This is a genomic window from Longimycelium tulufanense (assembly GCF_014645795.1).
Lineage (GTDB): Bacteria > Actinomycetota > Actinomycetes > Mycobacteriales > Pseudonocardiaceae > Longimycelium > Longimycelium tulufanense.
The window spans coordinates 53150-78271 of the sequence record NZ_BMMK01000004.1; the positions used below are offsets into that span (position 1 = coordinate 53150).

Genomic DNA, 25122 nt, shown 5'->3' on the forward strand with positions numbered 1-25122 from the left:
AGTAATTCGGTTACCCGCGAAAAACAGTGCTCGATCCCATCCCCCAGGGAGTGCTGAAGAATGGCTCGACGCGACGGCTTCCCCGGCCGCCGAACCCGCTACCTGCGCAGGGCACTGGCCGTCACCTCGGCTGCCCTGCTCGCCATCACCGTCTCCGGTTGCAGTCTGCTCGGCGGCTCGAACGGCGCCGACGGCGGCAACGACAAGGTCGAGAAGGCCAAGATCACCGTTGGCCTGATCACCAAGGCCATCGACGTGGCCCCGGTGCACCTCGCCCTCAAGGAGGGCTACTTCAAGGACGAGGGCCTCGACGTCGAGCTGCGGACCATCCAGGGTGGCGCCGACGCGGTGCCCGGGCTGGCCAGCGGCAGCCTGGACATCGCCTTCGGTAACTGGATCTCGTTCTTCGCCGCGCAGGCCAAGGGCACCCTCGACCTGCGCGTGGTGTCCGATGGCTACCAGGCCAAGCCCGGCATGTTCATGGTGCTGGCCCGGCCCGACTCCGGTATCAAGGGCCCGGCCGACCTCAAGGGCAAGACGGTCGCGGTCAACACCACCGGCAACGTCAACGAGCTGACGCTGAAGTCGGTGCTGCAGGCCAACAACGTCGACACCGACAGCATCAAGTTCGCGACCATGCCGTTCCCGGACATGCCGGCGAACCTGCAGAACAAGAACGTCGACGCCGCCTCGGTGATCGAGCCGTTCGCCACGCTCGCGCAGAACAAGTTCGGCGCGCTCCCGGTGCTGGACTCCATGCAGGGCCCGACCGCCGACCTGCCGATCGCCGGTTACGTGGCGACGAAGAAGTTCGCCGAGCAGAACCCCAGGACCGTGGCGGCGTTCCAACGCGCCATGAAGAAGGCCCAGGGGGAGTGCTCCGCCGACCGCAAGAAGGTGGAGAACCTGCTGGTCGACTACGCCGGCATCAGCGCGGAGATCGCCCCGCTGGTGCACCTGGGCACCTTCCCGACCACGCTGGAGGCCACCCGGCTGCAGCGGGTCGCCGACCTGATGAAGACCTTCGGGGTGGTCAACAGTCGCCTCGACGTCAAGCCGTTGCTCCTGCACCTCCCGCAGAACTGATGCGGCGAGCCGTTCGCGGCCTGCTCGGGCTGGCCGGCCTCCTCGCCCTCGGCGAGGTGGTCGGCCGGTCCGGGCTGGCCCCAGAGGGATACCTGCCCCCGACCTCCGTCGTGCTGACCCGGCTCGTCGAGCTGCTCGGCGACCAATCCTTCGTGCTCGACGTGGTCGCGACCGTGCTGGCGTGGGCGATCGCGCTCGGCATCGCGGTCGCGGTCGCGGTACCGCTGGGCCTGCTGCTGGGCAGCGTTCCGGTGCTGCGGCACGGGACTCGCGCCGTCGTCGAGTTCCTGCGTCCGATCCCGTCCGTGGCGTTGATCCCGCTGGCGATCGTGGTGTTCGGCATGGGGCCGGACACCAAGATCTTCCTGGCGGTCTACGCCGCGGTGTGGCCGATCCTGTTCAACACCATCTACGCGATGGACGAGGTCGACCCGTTGCTGGTGGACACCGCCCGCTCGTTCGGCCTGAACCGCGGCCAGGTGCTGGCCCGGGTGGTGTTGCCCAACGCCGCCCCGTTCGTGGCCACCGGGATCCGGTTGTCGGCCTCGATCGCGCTCATCCTCGTGGTGAGCGTGGAGCTGCTCGCCGGCGCCGGCGCCGGCATCGGCAAGTTCATCCTGGAGGCGAGCAGCGGCAGCGGGCGCATGGACCTGGTGTTCGCCGGCACCCTCGTTGCCGGCGTGCTCGGTTACCTGGTCAACGCCGGTTTCGAGGGCCTGCAACGCAAGCTGTTCGCGTGGAGCGCGACCACCGGGGAGGTGCCGCAGTGACCGCCCGGACAACGCGTTTCCTGCAACAGTGGCTGGTGTTCGCCGGTCTGGTGGCGGTGTGGGAGCTGGCCACCCGTGCCGCCCGGGCCCCGTTCTTCCCACCGCCCAGCCAGATCGCGCGGGCGATGTACCAGCAGTGGCTGTCCGGTCCGGCGTCCCGGCTGTTCCTCACCGACGACGTGTTCGACCACGTCTTCCCCAGCATCGGCCGGATGCTGGGCGGCTGGGCCGGTGCGACGGTGGTCGGGGTGGCATTGGGGGTGCTGCTCGGCCGGTCCGCGGTGGCGATGGACTTCGTGGGCCCGCTGTTGGCGTTCGGCCGGGCGATTCCGCCGCCCACCCTGGTGCCGGTGTTCCTGGTGCTGTTCAGTCTCGGCACACCCATGCAGCTCGCGACCATCGTGTTCGGCACGGTGTGGCCGATCGTGCTGAACACCGTGGACGGTGTGCGGGCGGTCGACAAGGTCAAGGTGGACACCGCGCGCGCCTTCCGCATCCAGGGTCCGCAGTGGCTGTTCGGTGTGGTGCTGCCGTCGGCGTTGCCGAAGATCTTCGCCGGGCTGCGGGTGAGCCTGTCGCTGGCGTTGATCCTGATGGTGATCTCCGAGCTGGTGGGCACCACCAACGGCATCGGCTACCAGATGATCTACGCGCAACGGCAGTTCGAGCTACCCGCGATGTGGTCGGGCATCGTGCTGCTCGGGGTGCTCGGATACGTGTTCAACACACTGCTGCTCGCCGTGGAGCGCCGGGCCCTGGCCTGGCAGCCGGTGGGCAACCACGCCCAGGCGACTGGAGGATGACGTGCCGACCATGCTCGAGGTGACCGACCTCGGTCACCGCTACGCCGCCAAGGACGGTGTGTACACCGCGATCGACGGGCTCTCGTTCACCGTCGGGTCCGGGGAGCTGGTGTGCATCGTGGGACCGTCCGGCTGCGGTAAGTCCACGTTGCTGCGCTCGGTCTCCGGCCTGCTCCGCCCGACCACCGGCCAGGTGCGGTTGCACGGCAACCTGGTGTCCGGCGTGCCCGCCGACCTCGCCGTGGTGTTCCAGGACTACAGCCGCTCGCTGTTCCCGTGGCTTTCGGTGCAGCGCAACGTGGAGTTCCCGCTGCGTCGAGCGCTCGGCAGGGCCGAGCGACGGGAGCGCGCGCGACAGGCGCTGGAGCAGGTGGGGCTGACCGGCGCGGCCGGGAAGTACCCGTGGCAGCTCTCCGGCGGCATGCAGCAGCGGGTGGCGATCGCCCGCGCGTTGGCCTACCGGCCGGCGCTGCTGCTGATGGACGAGCCGTTCGCGTCGGTGGACGCGCAGACCCGGTTCGAGCTGGAGGACCTGCTGCTGCGGGTGCGCCGCGAGCAGGACACCACGGTGCTGCTGGTCACCCACGACATCGACGAGAGCGTGTACCTGGGTGACCGGGTGCTGGTGCTGTCGAAGTCGCCGGCCCGGGTCGTGGCGGACCTGACGGTGGACCTGCCGGCCGAACGCGACCAGATCACGACCCGGGAGTCGGAGCGGTTCGTGGCGATGCGTGCCGAGGTGGCCCGCCTGCTGCACAGCCCGCCGGCCGAGGTGGCCGCGCCGGCTCGGGAAAGGGCCGGGGCTGTCGTCGGCGAGTAAGGGCGGGTGAAGGGCCTTACCGTCGCGGCCGTGCCGACAGGTTGCTGAATCGCGTGTGCCGTTCCCGGTCGTGCTGATCGGGAACGGCACACGCGTCATTGGGTCCGGTTCGCTATGGCGTCGCGGAGGAGCTCGGCGGAGTGGGCGACGCGTCGTCCGGCGAGTTGTTCGACCTGGGTGCGGCAGCTGAAGCCGTCGGCGACGACGAGTGCGTCAGGCGACTCGCGGAGTGCGGGCAGCAGGGCGTGTTCGGCCACCTTGACCGAAACGTCGTAGTGGTCGTGTTCGAACCCGAATGTTCCAGCGAGTCCGCAACATCCGGTGTCGAGCGGGTCGACTCGGAAACCGCTGCTGCGCAACAGATCGGCATCGACGGCAACGCTCGTGGTGACACGTTGGTGACAGTGTTGCTGGAGCAGGACGTGTCCGGATCCTGCGGTGAGGTCGGGGTTTTCCCGCGTTACCAGCTCGCCCAGGGAAAGTGTTGCTTCGGCGACCTTTGCGGCGCGTTCGTCTCCCGGGAGGAGCTCCAGCAGGTCGGTCCGCAGCAGGGTTGCGCAGCTTGGCTCCAGGCCAACCACGGGCACTCCGTCGGTGAGCAGCGGGGAGACGGCGGCGACGGTGCGGGTGGCGGCTCGTCGTGCCATTCCCAGCTGCCCTGTGGTCAGCCAGGTCAGGCCGCAGCATTGGACTCCGGGTGGCACGACGACACGGAAACCCGCTGCTTCCAACACTTCCACGGCTGCCTGTCCGACTTCGGGCAGGAACGCGTTGGTGAAGGTGTCGACCCACAGCACCGCCCGGCGTTCGGAGTCGTTCTTGGTGGGGCGCACCGACCACCAACGGTGGAAGGACTGTGGGGCGAAGCTGGGTAGCTCGCGGTCGCGCGCGATCCCGCCGGCCCGCTTGATGAGCGACGCGATGGGCGACCTCATCGCCGAGTTGGCCATTCGCGGCATTCGGGTCGCGATTGCCGCCCACAGTGGAAGCCAGCCCATCGAATAGTGGCTGAGCGGGCGTGGGCGCCAGCGGTAGTGGTGGTACAGGAACTCGGACTTGTAGGACGCAACATCCACATTGACCGGACAGTCGACGAGGCATCCCTTGCAGGCCAGACAAAGATCAAGTGCCTCTCGCGCCTCTGGTGAACGCCATCCGGTGGTGACCAGGTCGCCGCGCAACATCTCACCGAGCACCCGGGCCCGGCCCCGGGTGGAGTCCTTCTCGTCGTGGGTTGCCCGATAGCTGGGGCACATCACGCCGCCGCGCTCCGAACGGCAGCGGCCGACGCCGACGCAGCGACGTACCGCGCTGCCGAGATCGCCGTTGTCGTGGCGGAACGCGAGTTGGGTGCGTGGTTTGGGCGTGGGGTGGATCCGGAGGTCGGCGTCGAGCGGACGGGGGTGAACCAGGATGCCCGGGTTCATCCGGTCGCCCGGGTCCCAGTGGTACTTGAAGGCGGCGAAGGCGTGCTGGATCCGCTCCCCGTACATGCGGGGCAGCAGTTCCGAGCGGGCCTGTCCGTCGCCGTGCTCGCCGGACAGCGAGCCGCCGTGGGTCACCACGAGGTCGGCAGCTCGCTCCATGAACTCCCGGAACTGGTGACGGCCGGGGGTGGTCAGCAGGTCGAAGTCGATGCGCACGTGGAGACAGCCTTCGCCGAAGTGGCCGTAGACCAGGCCGTGCCGGCCCATCTCGGACATCAGCGCGTCGAAGTCACGCAGGTAGTCGGCCAGGCGGTCCGGGGGCACGGCGGCGTCCTCCCAACCCGGCCACGCCTCTCCCCCGTCGGCGGCCCGGGTCCCCAGGCCCGCGCCGTCCTCCCGGACGCGCCAGATTGCCCGCCGGTCGGCGGGGTCGGTCACCACCCGCACGTCGACGGCTCCGGTGTCGCGGGCGGCGGCCGCCACCGCGTGGCCGTCCGGGGCGCCGTCCTTGCCGACCTCGAGCAGCAGCCAGGCGGCGCCGTCGGGCAGGGCGTCGGTAGGCACCGCCGCGGGGCGGCGGGCGCGCAGCACCTCCAGGAGCTTGTCGTTCATGCCTTCGCAGGTCAGCGGTTCGAGGGCGATGAGGGCGGGCACGGCGGCGGCCGCGGCGATCGGGTCGGGATAGCCGGCGACGACCAGTTGGGTCGCCGCGGGTACCGGGACCAGTTGCAGCCTCGCCCCGAGGACCAGCGCGCAGGTCCCTTCGGTGCCGACCAGTGCCTTGGCGAGGTCACGGCCGTTCTCCGGAAGGAGGCGGTGCAGGGCGTAGCCGGAGACCTGGCGACGGAAGCGACCGAGCTCGGTGCGGATCTCGGCGAGGTGGGCGTGGACCAGGTTGTCCAGGGGTTCCGGCAGCGGGCCCGGGGCGGCGGTCAGGCGTTGTCCGTCGTAGCGGAGGACGTCGAGGGCGAGGACGTTGTCGCTGGTACGGCCCCAGGCGACGGAGTGCGAGCCGCAGGCGTCGTTGCCGATCATCCCGCCGATCGTGCAGCGGCTGTGCGTCGAGGGGTCGGGGGCGAAGCGCAGGCCGTGCCGGGCGGCGGCGCGGTTGAGGTCGTCGAGGACGACCCCGGGCTCGACGACGGCCGTGCGGGCCTCGGGGTCGATGGAGAGCACGCGGTTGACGTGCCGGGACAGGTCGAGGACGACGCCGTTGCCGATGGCGTTGCCGGCGATGCTGGTCCCGCCGCCACGGGAGGTCACCGGGACGTCGTGGTCGCGGCAGACCCGCATCGCGGTGACAACGTCCTCGACGTCGGCGGGGAACACCACGCCCAGCGGCACCCGCCGGTAGTTGGAGGCATCCGCCGAGAACTCGGCGCGGCGGCGGGTGGAGAAGTCCGCCTCGCCGCGCAGCGCCGCGCGCAGGTCCCGCTCCAGCCGATCGGATCGCACGCACCCAGCCTGCCCCAGACCCGCGGCCCGGGCAGTGGGGCAGGGAACGATCTTCACCGAGGCCCGCGACGCCCCCTCGCCCGATAGGGCGGGCGGTAACGCCGGCGACAACGTTCCAGCGATGGCCGAGCAGTTGTCGATCATGCTCGATGACGACCTTGCGGCGCAGGTCCGCGCCGCCGCGAATGACGACATCTCCGCCTGGATCGCGCAGGCCGCCCGCGAACGGCTCGCCCGCGAGTTCTGGGAGGACCACAGGAAGACAACCGACGCCCTCGGTATCAACGACCCCGAGTGGATGGCCGCCGAAGCTGCCGCACGCGAGGCCGCGCGCGGCGAGCGGTGAAGCGAAGCGGGATCCACCGCGCTCCGAGGCACGGATGTTTGAGTCTCCTCAACATCATCGGAAGAAGTCACTCGTCAGCGGTGTGTGCTCGGTCACCCGAGCGCTGGGAACGCCACGGTGCGGCGCGCAGGACGGGCCGGGCGATGGTTGCATCCGCACGGATCGTTACCGGCAGTGATCACTTTGCCGCCGATGGAACACTGGAGGGACCGCCCAGGCGTCATCAGGTCGAGGAGCGAGGACACGTGACCGAGGGACCCCTGATCGTCCAGAGCGACAAGACCCTGCTGCTGGAGGTCGACCACGGGCTGGCCGACGAGGCCCGCACCGCCATCGCGCCCTTCGCGGAGCTGGAGCGTGCCCCGGAGCACGTGCACACGTACCGGGTGACGCCACTGGCGCTGTGGAACGCGCGGGCCGCGGGCCACGACGCCGAACAAGTCGTGGACGCGCTGGTCCGCTTCTCCCGCTACCCCGTACCGCAGCCGCTGCTGGTCGACGTCGTCGACACCATGGGCCGGTTCGGCCGGCTCCAGCTGATGAACCATCCGGCCCACGGCCTGGTGTTGTCCTCGCTGGACCGGGCGGTGCTGGAAGAGGTCCTGCGCAACAGGAAGATCAACCCGATGCTGGGCGCGCGCATCGACGACGACACAGTCGTGGTGCACCCCAGCGAGCGCGGCCGGCTCAAGCAGGCGTTGCTCAAGGCCGGCTGGCCCGCCGAGGACCTCGCCGGCTACGTCGACGGCGAGCGCCACTCGATCGCCCTGGCCGAGAACGGCTGGCAGCTGCGCGACTACCAGCAGATGGCGGCCGACGCGTTCTGGGACGGCGGCTCCGGCGTGGTCGTGCTTCCCTGCGGCGCGGGCAAGACCCTGGTCGGCGCCGCCGCGATGGCCCGGGCACAGGCCACCACGCTGATCCTGGTCACCAACACCGTGGCCGGCCGGCAGTGGAAGCGGGAGCTGGTGGCCCGCACCTCGCTCACCGAGGACGAGATCGGCGAGTACTCCGGCGAGAAGAAGGAGATCCGGCCGGTCACGATCGCCACCTACCAGGTCATCACGCGCAGGTCCAAGGGCGAGTACCGGCACCTGGAGCTGTTCGACTCCCGGGACTGGGGCCTGATCGTCTACGACGAGGTGCACCTGCTGCCCGCCCCGGTGTTCCGGATGACCGCCGACCTGCAGTCCCGGCGCCGCCTCGGGCTGACCGCCACCCTGGTGCGCGAGGACGGCCGGGAGGGCGACGTCTTCTCCCTGATCGGCCCGAAGCGCTACGACGCCCCGTGGCGCGACATCGAGGCCCAGGGCTGGATCGCGCCGGCCGAGTGCGTCGAGGTCCGGGTCACCCTCACCGACACCGAACGCCTCGAGTACGCCACCTCCGACCCGGACGAGCGCTACAAGGTGTGCTCCACGGCGCGGACGAAGCTGCCCGTGGTCCGCGCCATCCTCGACCGGCACCCGGACGAGCCGGCCCTGGTCATCGGCGCCTACCTGGAGCAGCTGGACGAGCTGGGCGCCGCGCTGGACGCCCCGGTCGTACAGGGTTCGACCAAGAACAAGGAGCGCGAGGCGTTGTTCGACGCCTTCCGCCGCGGCGAGCTGCGCACGCTCGTGGTCTCCAAGGTCGCCAACTTCTCCATCGACCTCCCGGAGGCGTCGGTGGCGGTGCAGGTCTCGGGCACGTTCGGCTCCCGCCAGGAGGAGGCGCAGCGGCTGGGCCGGCTGTTGCGGCCCAAGGGCGACGGCCGGCAGGCGCACTTCTACTCGGTGGTGGCCCGCGACACGCTCGACACCGACTACGCCGCCCACCGGCAGCGTTTCCTGGCCGAGCAGGGCTACGCCTACCGGATCATGGACGCCGACGACCTGTTCGGCCCCGCACTGCCGGAGATCAGCTGAACCCGGCCACGCCCGCACCGCCCGGGGCGGGATCAGGGTCGCAACCGGGGTGATTCCGGATGCCGGCACGGCCGGTGCCGGGGGACGCTGGGGACATGTTCGAGAACACAGCCAAGACAGCCGAGAACGCGGCCAGGACCGCGAACGAGAAGGTCACCCAGGCCGGCAACATGCTCCGTGAAGGCATGGACAAGGCCGGTGTGCGCACGTTCCGCCGCAGCAGGACCGACCGCATGCTGGGCGGCGTCTGCGGTGGCGCCGCGAAGCTGTTCGGCATCGACGCCGCGCTGGTGCGGATCCTGCTCGTCGCCGCCACCCTGCTCGGGTTCGGCACGGGTGCCGTGCTCTACCTGGTGTGCTGGGTGCTGGTGCCCGAGGAGGACTGACCGGGCACCGCGTGGACCCGATCGACACCGCGCTGACATGTCAGGGCCGGGACGTTCGGGCGTGCGGCAACCGGGTCCACCGCGGGTTCGTCAGCGCAGGTTCGGCACCTCCGCGAGGAACACGTCGAGCACGCCGTCGGCTACCTTCACCGGGCCTTCCGGCCGGGTCTCCCCCGGGATGACCCAGATCCGGGACGCCTCGCCGGCGAGCTTGGCGGAGTGGCGGAACCGCTGCTCGGCCAGTGCCTCGTCGCCGTCGAGCCGGGCCCGCAATCCGTCCAGGGACAGGGTGAACGCCCGGCCCCACAACGCCAGCGCGTCCAACCAGGGCGCACAGTCCTCGCGGAAAGCCTTGTCCACCACACCGGATCGGATGCGTTCCGGCGCGGCGGCCAGCAGCTCGGCGTAGGGACGCAGGGTGTCAATCGCCTGTTTCCGCTCCCCGCCAGCCCATGCGGTGCGGAACTCCGCGATCCGGCGTGCCAGCTCCGGCGCCTGGGGCTGCCACGGTCGCCCGTCTCCGGTGGGCGCGAGGTGCTCGACGTCGAAGAACGCCAGCAGCGCCTCGGCGACCCGCGGGTCCGCGCCCGCAAGATAGTTCGCCGCGGCCCGGTGTGTGCGCCGCGCGTCGTATGCGGTGTCGTTCCACGTGAAGTCGGCGCCGCCGAACAACGCGACCTTGCTCGCCGCTGCTTGGTTCATCGGATTGAGCACGATTCCGGAAAGCTGGTCGTGCAGCCCCGGCTCACGTTTGTCGTACGGGGCGAGCAGGAGCCGTCCCGTGGTGGCGCGAAAATCATTTACCGGGTAGTTGTCCCACACGAACACCTTGCGGCCCCAAACGGTCGCCGCCGCCTTGGCCTGCTCAACCGTGATCGCCGGCGGCACCACCTCGGTCCCGGTCCACATCACCTCGACACGCGAGTCGAGCTGCTCACGAATCGCCTTCTTGTAGGGGGTTTCCCCGACATCGGAGTACTCGGTGGGCACCATCTGCAGCGGCCTGCCGCCCTCCTTCCGGTCGAGGAACTCGTGCTGCACGCGGTTCAGCAGGTCGACCTGCGCCTGTCCCGCGCTGCCCGGCCCGGGCGGCCCATAGCGGACGGCATCACCGGGGCAGTTCCACCGCCGGTACTCGATATCGTCGAGAGGGAGGGAGAAGCTGCGCACGCCCAGGTCGTAGAGGGCCCGCAGCTTCGCGACGAGCGCGTCGAAATCCGCCGGGTTGGAATAGCATATGGACAACCCGGGTGAGAGTGCGAAGGTGAACCGCACGTGGTGGTCCTGCGCCTGGCGAACCAGCTCGCCAAGCTGGCGCAGCTTCTCCGGCGGGTACGGTTCACGCCACTTCTCGCGGTGGTACGGGTCATCCTTGGGCGCGTAGACGTAGGTATTCATCTTGACGTCGCCGTAGAACGCCAACTGGTCCATGCGCTCGCCGTGCGTCCAGGGGCTGCCGTAGAAGCCCTCGATCGCACCGCGTAATCGCATCAGCGGGTAGTCGACGATGCCAACGCCGGCGATCCACCGCCCACTCACCAGCTGGCGCAACGTCTGTGCCGCGTAGTAGACGCCGTCACCGTCCACCCCGCCCAGCAGGACGCCGTGTGGTGTGGCAGCCAGGACGTATCCCTCGGGCGGGAGCGCAGTGGGCGGTTCAACGCCGAAGGCGCGAAGGTGAGGCGCCACAGCGGAAAGAATTCCTACTCGGACCACAAGCACGCCACGCTCGGACCGAGCCCCCGGTTCGACCACCGTGACGTGACGCGCACCAGCCCCCTGGAACACACGAACGACGAGGTCACGGGTCGGTTGATCAACGGCCCTGTCCACCACGACAACGACGTGCTCGGGTATTCGCACGTCTCGACCGATCCGCTGGACTTGTTGCGGGGTCGGGGTTATCGAGGGCACTCCGGTAGTAGTGGGCGCGGCGTCACCGCGCCCGAGTGGCCACACCAGGGCCGCGACCAGGGCAAGGAACAGGGCGAGCACGAACATCCGGTGTGGGTGGCGGAACCTCCGGCACATGTGCGTTCCCCTCTCGACGCGGGGCACGTGCCCCGGCGGCGCTGCACACCCTCAACCTCTTGGTCTGGACCATCTCCCCACAACCGGCGATCAGGTGACGTCAGCACCGCCCGGTTGTGAGCTACTCCGGTCGGTCCGTGGCCACCATCTACCTCGACCTGGACGGGAGAGAGGCTGGCGATACGACAGCGGCGGGCTCTCTCGCGGCGACGACCACCTCACGGAAACCACACGGAAACCACGACGCGCCAATCCGTTGCGGCAACGATGACGTCTACGGAGAGGGGTGTCCGGTGGCGCGAGTCCTGGAACAGATCAGTGCGGTCGTGTTGGTGGCGGCGTTGCCGCGTCAGGCGCACGTGGCACAGCGAAGGGCGGTGCCGGAACGTGCTTCGAGCCCGGCACCGCCCAAGGCGACGGATCAGCTATCTACCTGGAAAGTGTCTGGACGGCGCAGCACCAGCCGTGGACGCGTGGGGCGTCGCGGGGTGGTACCGCCGAGGAGGCCACGAGCGACCGGATCTGCCGATCCGGCCAGGACCTTCCCGACCCTCTAACGCTTACGGGCCAGCGTGAGGCCGTCCGCGATCGGCAGCATGACCAGCTCGACGCGGTCGTCAGCCCGGGCGTGCTCGTTGAACGCGTGGACCGCCTTCCCGAGCTCGGATTCCCCGCGGTTCAGCACCTCGCCGTGGAAGAGGACGTTGTCCACCAGGATCACCCCGCCCGGGCGGGTGCGGGGGACCAGCTCCTCCCAGTAGTCGATGTAGCTTTCCTTGTCGGCGTCGATGAAGGACAGGTCGATGGTGGGCTCGGCCGGCAGCGCCCGCAGGGTCCGCACGGCTGGCGCGATCCGCAACTCGATCCGGTCGGCCACACCGGCACGTTCCCAGTAGCGGCGCGCGACGGCGGTGAACTCCTCGCTCACGTCGCAACACAGCAGCCTGCCGCCCTCGGCCAGGCCACGTGCCACGCACACCGACGAGTAGCCGGTGAAGGTGCCGACCTCGACCGCGGAGCGGACCCCGAGGAGCCGGGCCAGCAACGTCATGAAGGCGCCCTGTTCCGGCGCGATCTGCATCTCGACCAGGTCCGGCAGGAGGCGGGCGGTCTCCGCCTCCAGGTCGCGGAGCACGTCGTCCCGCGAGACACCGTGCGCGACCAGGTACTCGTGCAGCTTGGGGTCGATACCGACGCTCTCTTTGCTCACAGGCCCAGACGCTACGCCGGAACGCTGTCGGTGAGGAGTGCGCGGAACTCCGCCACGCGGGCCGGGTCGACCGGACTCGACCATCCTGCGGAACGCACCAGGCTGCCGACGTGGAACGACCGCACCCCGGCCGCTCGGAGCGGGGCCACGTGTTCGGTGCGCAGGCCGCCACCGACCATCAGCTCGACACCGTCGCCGGCCTGGCGCGCGGCGAGGCGGGCCAGCACGGCCATCCCGTGCGTCACCCCCTGTGGGCTGCCGGCGGCGAGCACCGTGTCACAACCGAGACGGGACACCGCGTGCCAGGCGTTCTCGGGGTCGTCGGCGTGATCCAGGGCGCGGTGGAACGTCCATCGGCAGCCGTCCAGCTCGGCCAGCACCTCCTCGCACGCGACGGCGTCGACACCCCCGCCGGCGTCGAGGAATCCGAGCACGAACTCCCGCACGCCCGCGGCACGCAGCGCGGCAGCGGTGCGACGCAGACCGGCCAGGTCGCGCGGGGCGAAGCCCGCGGCGTCCCGCAACATCACCCGGACCGGGAGGTCGGTGACGGCGAGCACCTCCCGCGCCGTGGCCACCGCCGGGCTCAGGCCGTCCGCCGCCATGTCCGCGACCAGCTCGATCCGGTCCGCCCCACCGGCGGAGGCGGCGCGGGCGTCCGCCGCGTCCAGCGCGATGACCTCCAGCAGCGGTCTGCCCGCGTCCCACGACATGGTCTAGACCATACGGTCCGGACGGGGAACGCGGCCAGCCAGCACGGCGCGTGGTCGCCCCTGCCGCCGGCCGAGCGAATCGGCTGCGCCGTCGGGATGACGGTGGTATCCCGGCCCGCCGGCGCCGGCTCCTGCGTGGTGCCCGACGTTGTCCGCGAAGGGAGCGACGCATGCCCGACGAGCGCCCCGCCGGTCGGAAAGGCCCGGCCGGGGCGGGGCCGCCCGCGCAAGGGGCGGCCGCACCGCGGTCCACGGCGCCGGGACACCGTTCCATGACCCTTGCCGGCGCACCGTGACCAGATCATCGGACCATCCCGTCACAGCCACCCGATCTTGCGCTGATCGAGTGAAGCTTCGGCACCGGAGTGACCGGGAAACCGGGCCGCACTGTGATTCGTCTCACCCGAAGTGGGGGGAGCAGGTATCACCCGGCCTCGCCCCGCCTCATGTCAGGCGAGCGGGCCTCGCCCCGGGGCCCGATCTCACTCCGATGGGAGCACGCTGTGGATCAGACCGACCACCTGGGGGACCAGCGACGCTCCGCACCTCGTGTGGAGGGCCACCCAGAGCGAGACAAACAGCCGACGCAACAACCGGTGCCGGTGTACCTCGACGACGCCATCCTGGGGGTCACCGGTGCGAGCGAGCGGTCCGGACCGGAGCCGGACCGGACCGACATCCAGCCCATCCGCGGTGCCACCGAGCCTTCGGGGGCGGGCCAGGAGCGTCAGGTCTCCGGCGCGACCGAGCCGTCCCAACCGCTCGCCGGCGCAACGGAGCCCTCGGAACCGCTCGGTGCGACCGAGCCGTCCGAACCGCTCCACGCGATCGGACCCTCCGGACCGTTGGCGGCAACACAGGGCCTGGTCGCTCCCCTGCACCAGCACCCCGGCACTCCGCGGGGACAGGGCGACGCGGCGCCCGCCACGCAGCACGAGGGCGAGGACACGCAACACGACGACAACGAGCGGGCGCGGCCGCTGGCCGCGACCCAGGGTCTGGCCGCCCCGATCTCCCCGGGTGGCCCGACCGACACCTCGGGTGCGACCGAACCCTCCGGCCCGGCACCGGGGTCCCTGGCTTTCCAGGGTGCCGCAAGCAGGTCGGCGGGCAGGTCCACCGACGACGGTGGTGATCGGTAACGAACGGAGGTGAGGTGACCACTGTCCAGAGCTGATGTCCGCTCCCGCCGTACGGGCGGGACGGACCACCCTCGCGAACCGGGCGGCCGGCCGCGGCACCGACGGCTGCCGGGAGCTTGCCGAGGGGCGGGGAGCCGCCCGGCGCCACCGGCGTCGGAGCTGGCACGTCCCGCGGGCCGTGGCCCGGCCGGCGCCCAAGACGCCGGCCGGGGCCGGCCGTGCGGGTCGGCCGGGGTCACGGCGCCCCGCGGCCCCGGCCCGGGTTGCCGGGCGTCGCCGGATCGGCCCGGTACCGGCCGCCCGCGGCCGGGGATGCGGCGAAAGGAGATCAGGTGAGGGAGATGAGCCTGTCGACGACGGACGACCCGCCCTGGGAAGGACTGGACGGCCCGGCCCGGCACGCGGTGTGCCTGGACGCCGCCCGCAACGGCAACCGGGACGCGCTGCACGTCCTGGTCGACGAGCTGACGCCGCTGGTGTGGCACGTGGTGCGGGGACAGGGCGTGGAGCGCCCGGCCGCCGAGGACGTGGTGCAGACGGTGTGGTTGGCGTTGCTGCGCAACCTCGACCGGCTGGACCAACCCCGTGCCCTGGCCGCATGGCTGATCACCACCGCGCGGCGGGAGGCGGTGCGGGTCCGCTCGGCCGAGCGGAGCCCGACCAGCCCGTTGCCGACCGAGGTGCTCGATCAGGTGCCCACGACGGACGGGCAACCCGAGGCCGAGGCGTTGCGGGGCGACCGGGACCGCCGGCTGTGGTCGGCGTTCCGCCGGCTGCCCCCGCGGTGCCAGGAGCTGCTGCGGTTGACGGTGGTGGCCGGACGCGCCCGGTACCAGGCCGTGGCCGAGGCGTTGGGGATGCCCCGGGGCAGCATCGGCCCGACCCGCGGCCGATGCCTGGAGACCCTGCGCGCCCTGCTGGGCGCGGAAGGAGGAACACGGTGAACTCGACCAGCGACGACGAGCTGCTCGCGCGGCTCGACCGGGTGCTGGAGCGGGTGGACCCGGTCCCGGCCGACCTGCTCGACCGGGTTCGGTTCGCCATCGACCTGGAGTACCTGGACGTCGAGGTGGCGCGGTGGGAGCGCCACTCCGAGCTGGCCGGCGTGCGCAGTAGCGCCGAGCCCGGCTCGGTGACCTTCACGGTGGACGACCTCACGGTGATGGTCAGCTTCCTGCGCACCCCGCGTGGCTACCGGATCGACGGCTGGCTGGCCCCGCCCGGCCCGCACGCCGTGGAGGTCCGGATCGACGGCCACGGTTCCAACACGACGACCGCGGACTCCAACGGCCGCTTCGCGCTGCCGGAGGTACCGCGGGGAGTCACGCAGATCCTGGTCCATCTCGCCGAGAACGGGAGGTCCGCACGCACGGTTGTGACACCGACGCTGGTCCTGTGACCGGCTGAAAGTTCGACGCTACAACGCCATTCCCGCCGCGCCGGCGGCGCGGACGCCGCCCGAGGTCCGCACGGCGTTGGTGGGTTTGGCCCACCCGTTCGGCCGCACGTTTCCCCCGTTGGCCGACTGCCGAACGGGTGTTTGGTGTGTTCGGATGACGGCCGTGGCAACCCCGAAGCTCGCCGGCGATGGTGGTGGGGTTCCCAGGCCGCGTCGCGTCGTCGCGCCGGAGGAGGTCCTGCGCCGGGTCGGTGCCCTGCGCGAGAAGGCACGGCACCGGGCGTCGGAACTGCGCAGCGACGAGGCCGTCGGACTCATCCGGGAGGCGCTGCGCCTGCTCGACGGGCTCGGGCACGCTCCGCCCGGCCCGGACCACCCCGACCTGGTCGAGGCACGGACCGGGGTGCTGGTCACGCAGGCGTATGTGGAGGCCGAGGCGAACTCGCTGACCGACGGGCTGGCCGCGGCGCAGCGGGCGCACCGGCTGCTCGCCCGACTCGACCCCAGCCCGCGACGGGACGCGCTGGCCGGGCTGGTGCGGCAGCAGGAGTCGCTGATCCTGTCCCGGGCCGGCCACCTCGACGAGGCCACCCGCGCCGCCGACGAGGCGGTGCCGCTGCTGGCCCGCGGACTGGCCGGCAGTGAGGGCGAGCCGGTGGTGCTGGTGCGCACCCTGCTGAACCGGGGCTGGATCCATATGGTCCAGGGCCGGATCGGTCCGGCCCGGCGGGACCTGCGCCGCGCCTCGGCGCTGGCCGAGGAGCGGGGCGAGCAGGTCATCCTGGCCAAGACCGAGCACAACCTCGGCGACATCGCCCAGATGATCGGGGACGTGCCGCAGGCGTTACGGCACTACGAGCGGACCGAGCGCATCTACCAGGCGATCCTGCCCGGGATGCAGGGCCGGCTGCGGCTGGACCAGGCGCGGGCGTTACTCACCGCGGGGCTGGCCGAGGAGGCCGCGCGCCATCTGGACGAGGCGTTGCCACAGTTGCGCGGGGCCGGGCTCGACCTCGCCGACGCCGAGATCCACCGCGCGGCCGCGGCGTTGCTGGAGGGCGACACCGAGATGGCGCGCACCTATGCCGGGCTGGCCTACCGCCGGCTGGTGCGGCGGGGGAACCAGCGCTGGGCCGCGATCGCCGCGCTGACCCGGCTGCAGGCCGAAACCGTGGAAGCAGTGGAAGGTTTCCGCGGCCCGGTCCGGTTGCCCGGGCGTGTCCTGCACCTGGCTGCCCGGCTGGAGCGGCTGGGCCTGGTGGACGAGGCCGCGGTGGCGCGGTTACTCGCGGTGCGGGTGCGCCTGCGCCGAGGCGCGGTGGACGGCGCCGAGGCGGTGTTGCGGGAGGTTCCGGCGCCCCGGCGCATCACGCCCGTGGCCAACCGGATGATCCTGCGGCTGTGCCGGGCCGAGCTGGCCGAGGCCCGCGGTGACCGGCGGCGGGCACTGGCCGAGGCCGGCAAGGGGTTGGCCGAGCTGAACCGGCTGCGGAACCGGATGGCCGGTCTGGAGCTGTTGTCCGGGCCGGCCGCACACGGCCGGGAGCTGACCGCGTTGGCGGTGCGGTTGCTGCTGGAGGGCGGCGAACGGGTGGACGCCCGCCGGCTGTTCGGCTGGCTGGAGCGCAGCCGCGCGCAGCTCTACCGGTACGAACCGCTGCCGCCGGCCGCGGACCCGGAGCTGGCCGAGCGGGTGGCCGCGGCCCGGCACCTGCGCCGCGCCACCCAGCAGGCCCGCCTGGAGGGGCGGCCGACCGAGGAAATGGAGGCCCGCTACAACGCGGTGGCGCGGGAGATCCTGCGCCGCGGGTGGCGCAGCGGCCAGTGGGGCCGGCCGCGCCCGGTGGCCCGGCTCGCCGAGGTGGCCGAGCGGCTGGGCGAGCGCGCGATGGTGAGCCTGGCGGCCTCGGGCGACTCGCTGGTCGCCGTGGTCGTGGTGGACGGTAGGGCACGGCTGGTGCGCCTGGGATCCGCGCGTACCGCCGCGGAACGGGTGCGCGAGTTGCACGCCGACCTCAACGCCCTGGCACCGGACAAGCTGCCGGATCCCTTGGTGCGCACGGTGACCGCGTCCGCCCGGCATCGCACGGAGCTGCTCGACAAGCAGCTACTGGGCCCGTTGCTGCGGCTGGTGGGTGACCGGGAACTCGTCGTCGTGCCCACCGGCGTCTTCTACGCGGTGCCCTGGGCGACCCTGCCTTCCTTGCGTGGCCGGCCGTTGTCGGTGGCACCATCGGCCACGGCATGGTTGGCCGCCTGCGGGGGATCGGTCCCGTCCTCCTCCCCCGACGAGCACCGTCCCGATCCGTCGACCCTGCCGAACGGGCACAAGCGCGATGTCGTGCTCGTGGGTGGGCCCGGGTTGTCGGCGGGGGTGGCCGAGGTGAGCGGGCTGCGCGACACCTACCCCGAGGCCACGCTGTTCGACGACGGGCAGGCGACGGTCGGCGCGGTACTGTCCGCATTGGACGGTGCACGGATGGCGCACCTTGCCGCGCACGGTGCGCACGAGCCGGCGAACGCCATGTTCTCCCGACTCGAGCTGGTGGACGGCCCGTTGTTCGCGCACGAGACGTCCGGGTTGCGGCGGCCACCGGCGCACGTGGTGCTCGCCGCCTGCGAGCTGGCGCTCAACCGGATCCGGCCGGGTGACGAGGCGCTGGGCTTCGCCGGGGCGCTGCTGGCCGGTGGCTCGCAGACCGTGGTGGCCGCGGTGAGCAAGGTCGGTGACGTGGCGGCCGCGAGCACGATGGCCGCCTACCACCGGCGGCTGGCCCAGGGGGCCGCGCCCGCGGTCGCACTGGCGGAGGCCACCGCCCAGGACCCGCTCCGCCGGCCCTTCCTGTGCCTGGGCGCCGGTGCCTGAACTGACCGTACGGCTCAAATTACATCGGTGTCACCGGAGCGAATGAATCTTACGTTCCAACAGGCGGGCGGAAAAGGGCGCTCTTAGCGTGCTGTCATGGGCGCGGTTGATCGCTGGGTGGAGTCGGACGGGGTGCGACTCGCGGTCCGCGAGGAGGGCAACCGAGCCGGCCCGACAATCCTTCTGGTCCACGGCTATCCGGACAGCGCGGCACTGTGGGACCCGGTCGTCAGGCATCTCCGGCACCGGTTCCGCATCGTCCGCTATGACGTGCGCGGGGCCGGCCGCTCCGGTCGACCGGCGGAGCAGGACGGTTATCGACTTGATCGGCTGGCGGCCGATCTGGCCGCCGTGGCACGCGAGGTCAGCCCCGGCCGCCCCGTTCACCTGGTGGGCCACGACTGGGGTTCGGTGCAGGGGTGGGAGGCGGTCACCAGTTCGGCACACGCCCCGCTGTTCGCCTCCTTCACCTCGATCTCCGGGCCCAACCTCGATCTCGGCGCGCGGTGGCTGCGTGCGGAGTGGAGCGGCGGGAACCGGATCCGGGTGGCGGGGCAGGCGCTGCTGAGCAGCTACGTGTGGTTCACCCATGTCCCGGTGTTGTCGGATCTCGCGTGCCAGCTGCTGAACTCGTGCCGCGCGTGGCTGCTCCGCCGCAAGGGAATCGCGACCAGCCCGACGCCGGGGAGGGACGCGGTGAACGGCCTCGGGCTGTACCGGGCGAACATCCTTGCGCGCCTCCGCGAGCCCCGTCCTCGCCGGTGCACCGTGCCCGTCCTGCTCGTCGTCCTCACCCGTGACCTCGTGGTCCGGCCCTGGGTCTTCGACGATCTCGGCGAGTGGTGCCCGGCCGTGCGCCGCCGGGAGGTGCGCGCCGGGCACTGGGCACCGCACAGCCACCCCGGTGTCCTCGCCCGGCTGATCACCGACTTCGTCGAGTACGGAGCTGCGAACCGCCCGGCGAGCTAGGGGACGAGGTGCGGGAGCCGACACACGCCCTGGTGCTGGGCGGCGGGCTGGCCGGGATGCTGGCCGCCTCGGTGCTGGCCGAGCATGTCGACACGGTCACGATCGTCGAGCGGGACCGGCTCCCGGAGCAACCCGAGCCCCGTCGTGGCCTACCGCAGGCGCATCACGTGCACGGGTTGATGGCCGGGGGCGTGAACGCCCTCGAGGCTCTCCTGCCCGGTGCCGTGGCACATCTGGTGTCCCACGGGGCCCGCCTGGTCGACGTCCCGGGGGATGTCCTCATTCTCACCGAGCGTGGTTGGATCCCCCGCGTCCCGGGCAAGCGGTTCGCCCTGACCTGCAGTCGGTGGCTGCTTGACTGGGGCGTCCGGCGACTCGTGTTGCGACACAACAGGATTGCGGTCCTGGAGGACGCCAAGGCCGAGGAGTTGGTCGGCGGCCCAACCCGGATCACGGGGGCCCGGGTACAGGACGGTGGCCGTGGATGCACCCAGCAGATCAACGCCGATCTCGTTGTTGACGCCACGGGCCGGAGCTCGCGGGCGGGCCAATGGCTGCCCCTGCTCGGGCTTCCCGCCCCGCGCGAGGAGCTGGTCGACCCGGGCATCGCGTACTCGACACGACGGTTCACGCCACCGGCGGGACTCCACGAGCTTCCCCCCATCAACCTGGGATATGACCCTTGGCGTCCGTTACCTTTCCGGTTCGGAGCGCTGGTTCCTCTCGAGAACGGCCAGTGGCTGGTCACGCTCACCGGTCGAGGAGTGCTACCCCCGGGTGACCATCGCGGGTTCGTGGAATTTGCCAGGAGCCTGCCGCATCCCGTCATCGCGGACCTCATTGCGCTGGCGGAACCGGCCGGGCCGATCCGGAGAACCCGTTCCACCGCCAACCACCGGCGCTTCTACGAGAAGATCTCTCATTGGCCCGAGGGATTCGTCGTCCTCGGTGACGCCATCACCACCCACAACCCGGTTTATGGCCACGGCATGTCGGTGGCGGCGTGCCAAGCCATGGCGCTCCGCGAAGTGCTGCGACAGCACGGTCTCGTTGCCGGTACCGCCCGCCGGATCCAACGGGCGGTTGCATGCGCGGGCCGAAGCGCCTATCAGTTGTCGGTGATCGAGGACCTTGTGCAACCGACCGTCGAGACGAACAGATCGCTGGCCGTTTGGGAGCGGTGGGGACGTCGTTATGCGAGTCGGCTGATGCTGCGGGTGGCTGCCGGCGGTCGGGCAGCGACCGACGCGCTGCTTGACGTGTACACCCTGCTGGGTCCGCTGCGTAGGTGCGCGTCCCCGGGTGCGGTGTTCGACACCCTGCGTGGACCTGGTCGACCCCTGCACGACGGTCCACCGTTCACCGCGGACGAACTCGCGGTCCTGGGCAGGGAAGCACCGAGACATGGCTCGGCCCAGAACAGGTGCCGGCCTTTCCATCGTACGGGCGACCACCCGTCGGACAGCCCCCTCGCCGGCACGTGAGCGGTCATCCCAACGCGATCAGGTGGAGATCCACGGAACAGGACGAACCCGTCGCATGCAATCTGTATGCTGCCGTCATGGCTGACACGAGCATCCGCTTGCCGGCAGAAGTACGCGACCGCATCGCGAGACTCGCCGACGAACACGGCACCACCCTCGGGGAAATGGTTCGACAGCTCGCTGAGTCGATGCCCACAAACGATGAGCGAGAAAGGATCCTGCAACACAACCTGCGGTACATCCGAGACGTGCTGGGTATCGATACCGAAAGCCAGGAGTGGAAAGAGGCCGTGGCTCACACCGATGCCCAGCTGGCCGAACTCAAGGCTGAGCTTGCCCGCCGTAGGGAGGCTACCGCGTGACCACTCCCGCCCAGGACATTGTCCTGGACACGACGGCCGTACTCGCTGTTGGAGCACAAAACCGCTTCGCCTCAGCTCTGATTGCTCGTGCGCTGCACGATGAGTGGCGGTTGATCATCCCCATTACGTGCCTGTGGGCCGCCGAGCGACAGCGACGCGGCATGGCCTGGCATTTTCTTCGGCCGGCCGATGTCGGAGGGTTTGCTGGGCTCACCGGTTTCGCACTGGCAGAGCTGACTGCGCCGGCCATTGTAGCCATCACCAGCGAGGAAACGTTCATGGGATGGGACCTGGACATCGCGCACGCCATACAAGCGGCGTTGCCTTCTCTCGACTACCCCGAGGGACTCGCTGTCGCTACCACTACACCCGACCCGTATAAGGCTTCCGGCTTGGTCGTCTACAACCTGCGTACAGACTGATGACCCCGTAAATGGTGTGGCCCCGACCTGGCGGTCGGGGCCACACCCTGTTGTGGATCAGGCTGGAGAGTGGATCAGAAGTCCATCTCGCCGGCGCCCGGGGCGGCCGGGGCCTTCTCCTTCTCCGGCTTGTCGGCCACGACGGCCTCGGTGGTGAGGAACAGGCCCGCGATGGACGCGGCGTTCTGCAGCGCGGAGCGGGTGACCTTGGCCGGGTCGATGATGCCCTCCGCGACCAGGTCCTTGTAGTCGCCGTTGGCGGCGTCCAGGCCCTCGTTCTGCTTGAGGCTTTTGACCCGCTCGACCACGACGCCGCCCTCCAGGCCGGCGTTGACCGCGATCTGCTTGAGCGGGGCCTCCACGGCCAGCTTGACGATGCCGGCGCCGGTCGCCTCGTCGCCGTCCAGCTTCAGGCTGCCGAAGGCGGCCTCGGCGGCGTGCAGCAGGGCCACGCCACCGCCGGCGACAATGCCCTCCTCGACCGCGGCCTTGGCGTTGCGCACCGCGTCCTCGATGCGGTGCTTGCGCTCCTTGAGCTCCACCTCGGTGGCCGCGCCGACCTTGATCACCGCGACGCCACCGGCCAGCTTGGCCAGCCGCTCCTGCAGCTTCTCCCGGTCGTAGTCGGAGTCGCTGCGCTCGATCTCGGCGCGGATCTCGTTGACCCGGCCGGCGATCTGCTCGCTGTCGCCGGAGCCCTCGACGAGGGTGGTCTCGTCCTTGGTGACGACCACCTTGCGGGCGCGGCCCAGCAGCGACAGGTCGGCGTTGTCCAGCTTGAGGCCGACCTCCTCGCTGATGACCTGGCCACCGGTCAGGATGGCCATGTCCTGCAGCATCGCCTTGCGGCGGTCACCGAAGCCCGGGGCCTTGACGGCGACCGACTTGAAGGTGCCGCGGATCTTGTTGACGACCAGGGTGGCCAGCGCCTCGCCCTCGACGTCCTCGGCGATGATGGCCAGCGGCTTGCCGGACTGCATGACCTTCTCCAGCAGCGGGAGCAGGTCCTTGACCGAGGAGATCTTGCCCGACAGCAGCAGGATGTAGGGGTCGTCGAGGACCGCCTCCATGCGCTCGGCGTCGGTGACGAAGTAGCCGGAGATGTAGCCCTTGTCGAAGCGCATGCCCTCGGTGAGCTCGAGCTCGAGCCCGAAGGCGTTGCTCTCCTCGACGGTGATGACGCCTTCCTTGCCGACCTTGTCCATGGCCTCGGCGATCAGCTCGCCGATGGTCGGGTCGGCGGCGGAGATCGAGGCGGTGGCCGCGATCTGCTCCTTGGTCTCGACCTCCTTGGCCGTCTTGAGCAGCTGCTCGGCAACGGCCTCGACGGCCTTCTCGATGCCCCGCTTCAGGGCGATCGGGTTGGCACCGGCGGCCACGTTGCGCAGGCCCTCGCGGACCAGCGCCTGGGCCAGCACGGTCGCGGTGGTGGTGCCGTCACCCGCGACGTCGTCGGTCTTCTTGGCGACCTCCTTGACCAGCTCGGCCCCGATCTTCTCCCACGGGTCCTCGAGCTCGATCTCCTTGGCGATGGAGACGCCGTCGTTGGTGATGGTCGGCGCGCCCCACTTCTTCTCGAGCACGACGTTGCGGCCCTTCGGGCCGAGCGTCACCTTGACGGCGTCGGCGAGGGTGTTCATGCCGCGCTCGAGACCACGGCGCGCGTCCTCGTCGAACGCGATCATCTTGGCCATTGCGGTGTGGTCCTCCGGTAGTGGATGACACGTGCTCGGCCAGGCTCGGTGCCCGCGACGGACGACCGACACCCTGTCGGCCTCACCGTCCCGACCTCTGGCACTCAGCGGGTCCGAGTGCCAGGATCGTGTTTAGCACTCAGCATGGTGGAGTGCAAGCGACCGGGTTATGACGTCCGGGTGACCGTGCGGATCACCGTGGGCAGCGGACGGTGCTTGCTCGAGGTGACCTCCGTCGTGCGGGTGGCACCGGTCCCGCCGCGGTCGGGTTCGGTGCCCTCGGAGGTGCTGAAGAGGGCGACGAGCACGGCCACCACTCCGATCGCGACCGCGCCGACGATGGCGGGCAGCAGCCACCGACCGGCCCCGTCGCGCTCGCGGAACGCGTCGGACTGCACCGGCATCGGGGGCCGGATCCGCATCGGCTCCCCGGAAGGGCCCGACGGGCCGCCGGGGTTGCCCGGCACCGAGGACATGGCGGGTACCGCCGAGATCGGCGACCTTCCCTGCGGCGGGCCCTGCTGGTAGCCGGGGCCGGGGTAGCCGGGCTGTGGTCCCTGCCGCGACGCCGGCCCGACGGGCTGGGTCCCCGCGCCCGCCCGCCGGCCGGGTGCGGGTACGCCGGGCCGGGAGACCTGGGCCAACGCGGCGCGGGCCGCGGCCATCAGCTCCTTGCCGGTGCCGTACCGCTGGGCCGGCTCCTTGGCCATGCCCCGGCGCAACACGTCGTCGATCCCGGCGGGCAGCTCGACCAGCGCGGTCGCCGAGGGTGCCTCGCCGACCAGGTGGCCCTGGATGACCTCGGGAACCTTGCCCCGGTAGGGCGGCCGGCCGGTGAGGCAGGCGAAGAGCATGCAGGCCAGTGCGTAGACGTCGGTACGGCCGTCCACCGGCTCACCGCGCAGGTGCTCCGGGGCGGCGTAGGTGGGTGAGCCGAGGAAGTCGCCGGTGCGGGTGCGGTGGCCGGTCGCGCCGCGCCGGGTCAGGCCGAAGTCGGCCATGTAGACGTGTTCCCCGGCGGACTCCCGGGTGGTCACCAGCACGTTGGCGGGCTTGACGTCCAGGTGGACCAGGCCGCGGTCGTGCAGCATGTCCAGGGCGTCGGCGACCTGGCCGAGCAGGCTGAGCGTGCGGGCCGGGGCGAGCGGGCCGTCCTTGATCAGGCTGGCCAGGTCGGAACCGTCGACCAGCCGCATGGCGATGTAGAGCAGGCCGTCGATCTCGCCGAAGTCGTACAGCGGCACCACGTGCGAGTGGTCGATGGCCGAGGTGTTGCGGGCCTCGTCGACGAACCGCTCGCGGAACTCCGGGTCCTCGGTGAGATGGCTGGCGATGACCTTGAGTGCGACCTTGCGGCCGAGCCGGACGTCGGTGGCCTTGTACATCACGCTCATGCCGCCGCGGCCCAGAACGCCGTCGATGCGGTAGTGGCCGAGACGGCGCCCGGTGAGGTCATCCGACACGCAGCGCAGCCTAACGTTTGGGACGGTCCGGTCGCGGGCGGTTCCGCCGGTTGCCCCGCGTACGCCGGTGGCCCGGTCCCCGCCGGGACCGGGCCACCGGAAAAGCCATGATCGAGCACCGCCGAGGAGGGGCGGTCCCCCTCATGGTCAGGCGGGCAGCTTCCGCACCGCGTCGGCCTGCTTGCGGCCGTCACGGCCGTCCTTCACATCGAACTCGACGCGGTCGCCCTCCATCAGGGTGCGAAAGCCCTGCATGTCGATGGCCGAGTAATGGACGAAGACATCGGGCCCACCGTCCTGGGCGATGAAGCCGTAGCCCTTCTCCGAGTTGAACCACTTGACCGTGCCCTGCTGAGCCACGGCGTCC

At 70.9% G+C, this 25122-nt stretch carries 22 protein-coding genes; 15 read left to right on the forward strand and 7 right to left on the reverse strand.

Annotation, left to right across the window (positions count from 1 at the left end; genetic code table 11):
- Window positions 1-60: 60 nt before the first annotated feature.
- Genes IEY55_RS06425 through IEY55_RS06440 form a run of 4 tightly spaced genes read left to right on the forward strand, consistent with a single transcriptional unit; the run spans window position 61 to window position 3479 of the window.
- Window positions 61-1086: an ABC transporter substrate-binding protein gene (locus IEY55_RS06425; RefSeq protein WP_189054960.1), complete on the forward strand. Its 1026-nt coding sequence runs from the start codon at window positions 61-63 to the stop codon at window positions 1084-1086.
- Entirely contained in the window at window positions 1086-1856 is a 771-nt protein-coding gene (locus IEY55_RS06430) for an ABC transporter permease (protein WP_189054962.1), read from the forward strand. The genes IEY55_RS06425 and IEY55_RS06430 overlap by 1 nt, the downstream gene beginning before the upstream one ends.
- Complete coding sequence (locus IEY55_RS06435) at window positions 1853-2659, forward strand: ABC transporter permease (protein ID WP_229686119.1); 807 nt, start codon at window positions 1853-1855, stop codon at window positions 2657-2659. Before IEY55_RS06430 ends, IEY55_RS06435 begins: the two co-directional genes overlap by 4 nt.
- A gap of 1 nt (window position 2660) precedes the next feature.
- Entirely contained in the window at window positions 2661-3479 is an 819-nt protein-coding gene (locus IEY55_RS06440; RefSeq protein ID WP_189054966.1) for an ABC transporter ATP-binding protein, read from the forward strand.
- A 95-nt stretch (window positions 3480-3574) separates the two neighbouring features.
- Here IEY55_RS06440 and IEY55_RS06445 read toward each other — a convergent pair whose 3' ends face one another.
- Window positions 3575-6361: an FAD-binding and (Fe-S)-binding domain-containing protein gene (locus IEY55_RS06445; RefSeq protein WP_229686120.1), complete on the reverse strand. Its 2787-nt coding sequence runs from the start codon at window positions 6359-6361 to the stop codon at window positions 3575-3577.
- 121 nt (window positions 6362-6482) lie between these two features.
- Between IEY55_RS06445 and IEY55_RS06450 the strand changes: the two genes are divergently transcribed.
- From IEY55_RS06450 to IEY55_RS06460, 3 genes are all read left to right on the forward strand, one after another.
- Window positions 6483-6707: a hypothetical protein gene (locus tag IEY55_RS06450; protein WP_189054969.1), complete on the forward strand. Its 225-nt coding sequence runs from the start codon at window positions 6483-6485 to the stop codon at window positions 6705-6707.
- 245 nt (window positions 6708-6952) lie between these two features.
- Entirely contained in the window at window positions 6953-8614 is a 1662-nt protein-coding gene (locus IEY55_RS06455) for a DNA repair helicase XPB (protein ID WP_189054971.1), read from the forward strand.
- A 95-nt stretch (window positions 8615-8709) separates the two neighbouring features.
- A complete protein-coding gene (locus IEY55_RS06460) occupies window positions 8710-9000 on the forward strand; it encodes a PspC domain-containing protein (RefSeq protein WP_373289970.1) in 291 nt (96 codons plus the stop codon).
- A 90-nt stretch (window positions 9001-9090) separates the two neighbouring features.
- On the opposite strand, the gene IEY55_RS06465 is transcribed toward IEY55_RS06460, so the two are convergent.
- From IEY55_RS06465 to IEY55_RS06475, 3 genes are all read right to left on the reverse strand, one after another.
- Window positions 9091-11001: a glycoside hydrolase family 84 protein gene (locus IEY55_RS06465; RefSeq protein WP_229686121.1), complete on the reverse strand. Its 1911-nt coding sequence runs from the start codon at window positions 10999-11001 to the stop codon at window positions 9091-9093.
- Window positions 11002-11584: 583 nt separating this feature from the next.
- Window positions 11585-12241: an O-methyltransferase gene (locus IEY55_RS06470; protein WP_189054975.1), complete on the reverse strand. Its 657-nt coding sequence runs from the start codon at window positions 12239-12241 to the stop codon at window positions 11585-11587.
- Window positions 12242-12252: 11 nt separating this feature from the next.
- A complete protein-coding gene (locus IEY55_RS06475) occupies window positions 12253-12954 on the reverse strand; it encodes a copper homeostasis protein CutC (protein ID WP_189054977.1) in 702 nt (233 codons plus the stop codon).
- Between the two features lie 503 nt (window positions 12955-13457).
- On the opposite strand from IEY55_RS06475, the gene IEY55_RS06480 reads away from it, so the two are divergent.
- The 8 genes from IEY55_RS06480 (at window position 13458) to IEY55_RS06515 (ending at window position 21598) form a co-directional block, all read left to right on the forward strand.
- Window positions 13458-14096 (forward strand): hypothetical protein, encoded by a 639-nt coding sequence (locus tag IEY55_RS06480; protein WP_189054979.1) that lies wholly within the window; start codon window positions 13458-13460, stop codon window positions 14094-14096.
- 341 nt (window positions 14097-14437) lie between these two features.
- Window positions 14438-15040, forward strand: coding sequence for an RNA polymerase sigma factor (locus IEY55_RS06485; protein WP_189055326.1), 603 nt, complete (start codon window positions 14438-14440; stop codon window positions 15038-15040).
- Window positions 14989-15495, forward strand: a complete 507-nt coding sequence (locus IEY55_RS06490) for a carboxypeptidase regulatory-like domain-containing protein (protein ID WP_373289971.1) — start codon at window positions 14989-14991, stop codon at window positions 15493-15495. Before IEY55_RS06485 ends, IEY55_RS06490 begins: the two co-directional genes overlap by 52 nt.
- Before the next feature lie 154 nt (window positions 15496-15649).
- Complete coding sequence (locus tag IEY55_RS06495) at window positions 15650-18361, forward strand: CHAT domain-containing protein (protein ID WP_189054983.1); 2712 nt, start codon at window positions 15650-15652, stop codon at window positions 18359-18361.
- 96 nt (window positions 18362-18457) lie between these two features.
- Window positions 18458-19330, forward strand: coding sequence for an alpha/beta fold hydrolase (locus IEY55_RS06500; RefSeq protein WP_189054985.1), 873 nt, complete (start codon window positions 18458-18460; stop codon window positions 19328-19330).
- An 8-nt stretch (window positions 19331-19338) separates the two neighbouring features.
- A complete protein-coding gene (locus IEY55_RS06505; protein WP_189054987.1) occupies window positions 19339-20814 on the forward strand; it encodes an NAD(P)/FAD-dependent oxidoreductase in 1476 nt (491 codons plus the stop codon).
- A 77-nt stretch (window positions 20815-20891) separates the two neighbouring features.
- Window positions 20892-21176 carry a hypothetical protein gene (locus tag IEY55_RS06510; RefSeq protein WP_189054989.1) on the forward strand — a complete coding sequence of 95 codons (285 nt, stop codon included), beginning with the start codon at window positions 20892-20894 and terminating at the stop codon, window positions 21174-21176.
- Complete coding sequence (locus IEY55_RS06515; protein WP_189054991.1) at window positions 21173-21598, forward strand: PIN domain-containing protein; 426 nt, start codon at window positions 21173-21175, stop codon at window positions 21596-21598. The genes IEY55_RS06510 and IEY55_RS06515 overlap by 4 nt, the downstream gene beginning before the upstream one ends.
- A 74-nt stretch (window positions 21599-21672) precedes the next feature.
- Here the strand turns inward: IEY55_RS06515 and groL are convergent, their stop codons facing one another.
- The 3 genes from groL to IEY55_RS06530 all read right to left on the reverse strand — a co-directional run bounded on the left by groL (window position 21673) and on the right by IEY55_RS06530 (window position 25115).
- Window positions 21673-23292, reverse strand: coding sequence for a chaperonin GroEL (gene groL, locus IEY55_RS06520; RefSeq protein ID WP_189054993.1), 1620 nt, complete (start codon window positions 23290-23292; stop codon window positions 21673-21675).
- 167 nt (window positions 23293-23459) lie between these two features.
- Window positions 23460-24755, reverse strand: a complete 1296-nt coding sequence (locus IEY55_RS06525) for a serine/threonine-protein kinase (RefSeq protein WP_189054995.1) — start codon at window positions 24753-24755, stop codon at window positions 23460-23462.
- A 147-nt stretch (window positions 24756-24902) separates the two neighbouring features.
- A complete protein-coding gene (locus IEY55_RS06530) occupies window positions 24903-25115 on the reverse strand; it encodes a cold-shock protein (RefSeq protein WP_189054997.1) in 213 nt (70 codons plus the stop codon).
- Between the last annotated feature and the right edge of the window lie 7 nt (window positions 25116-25122).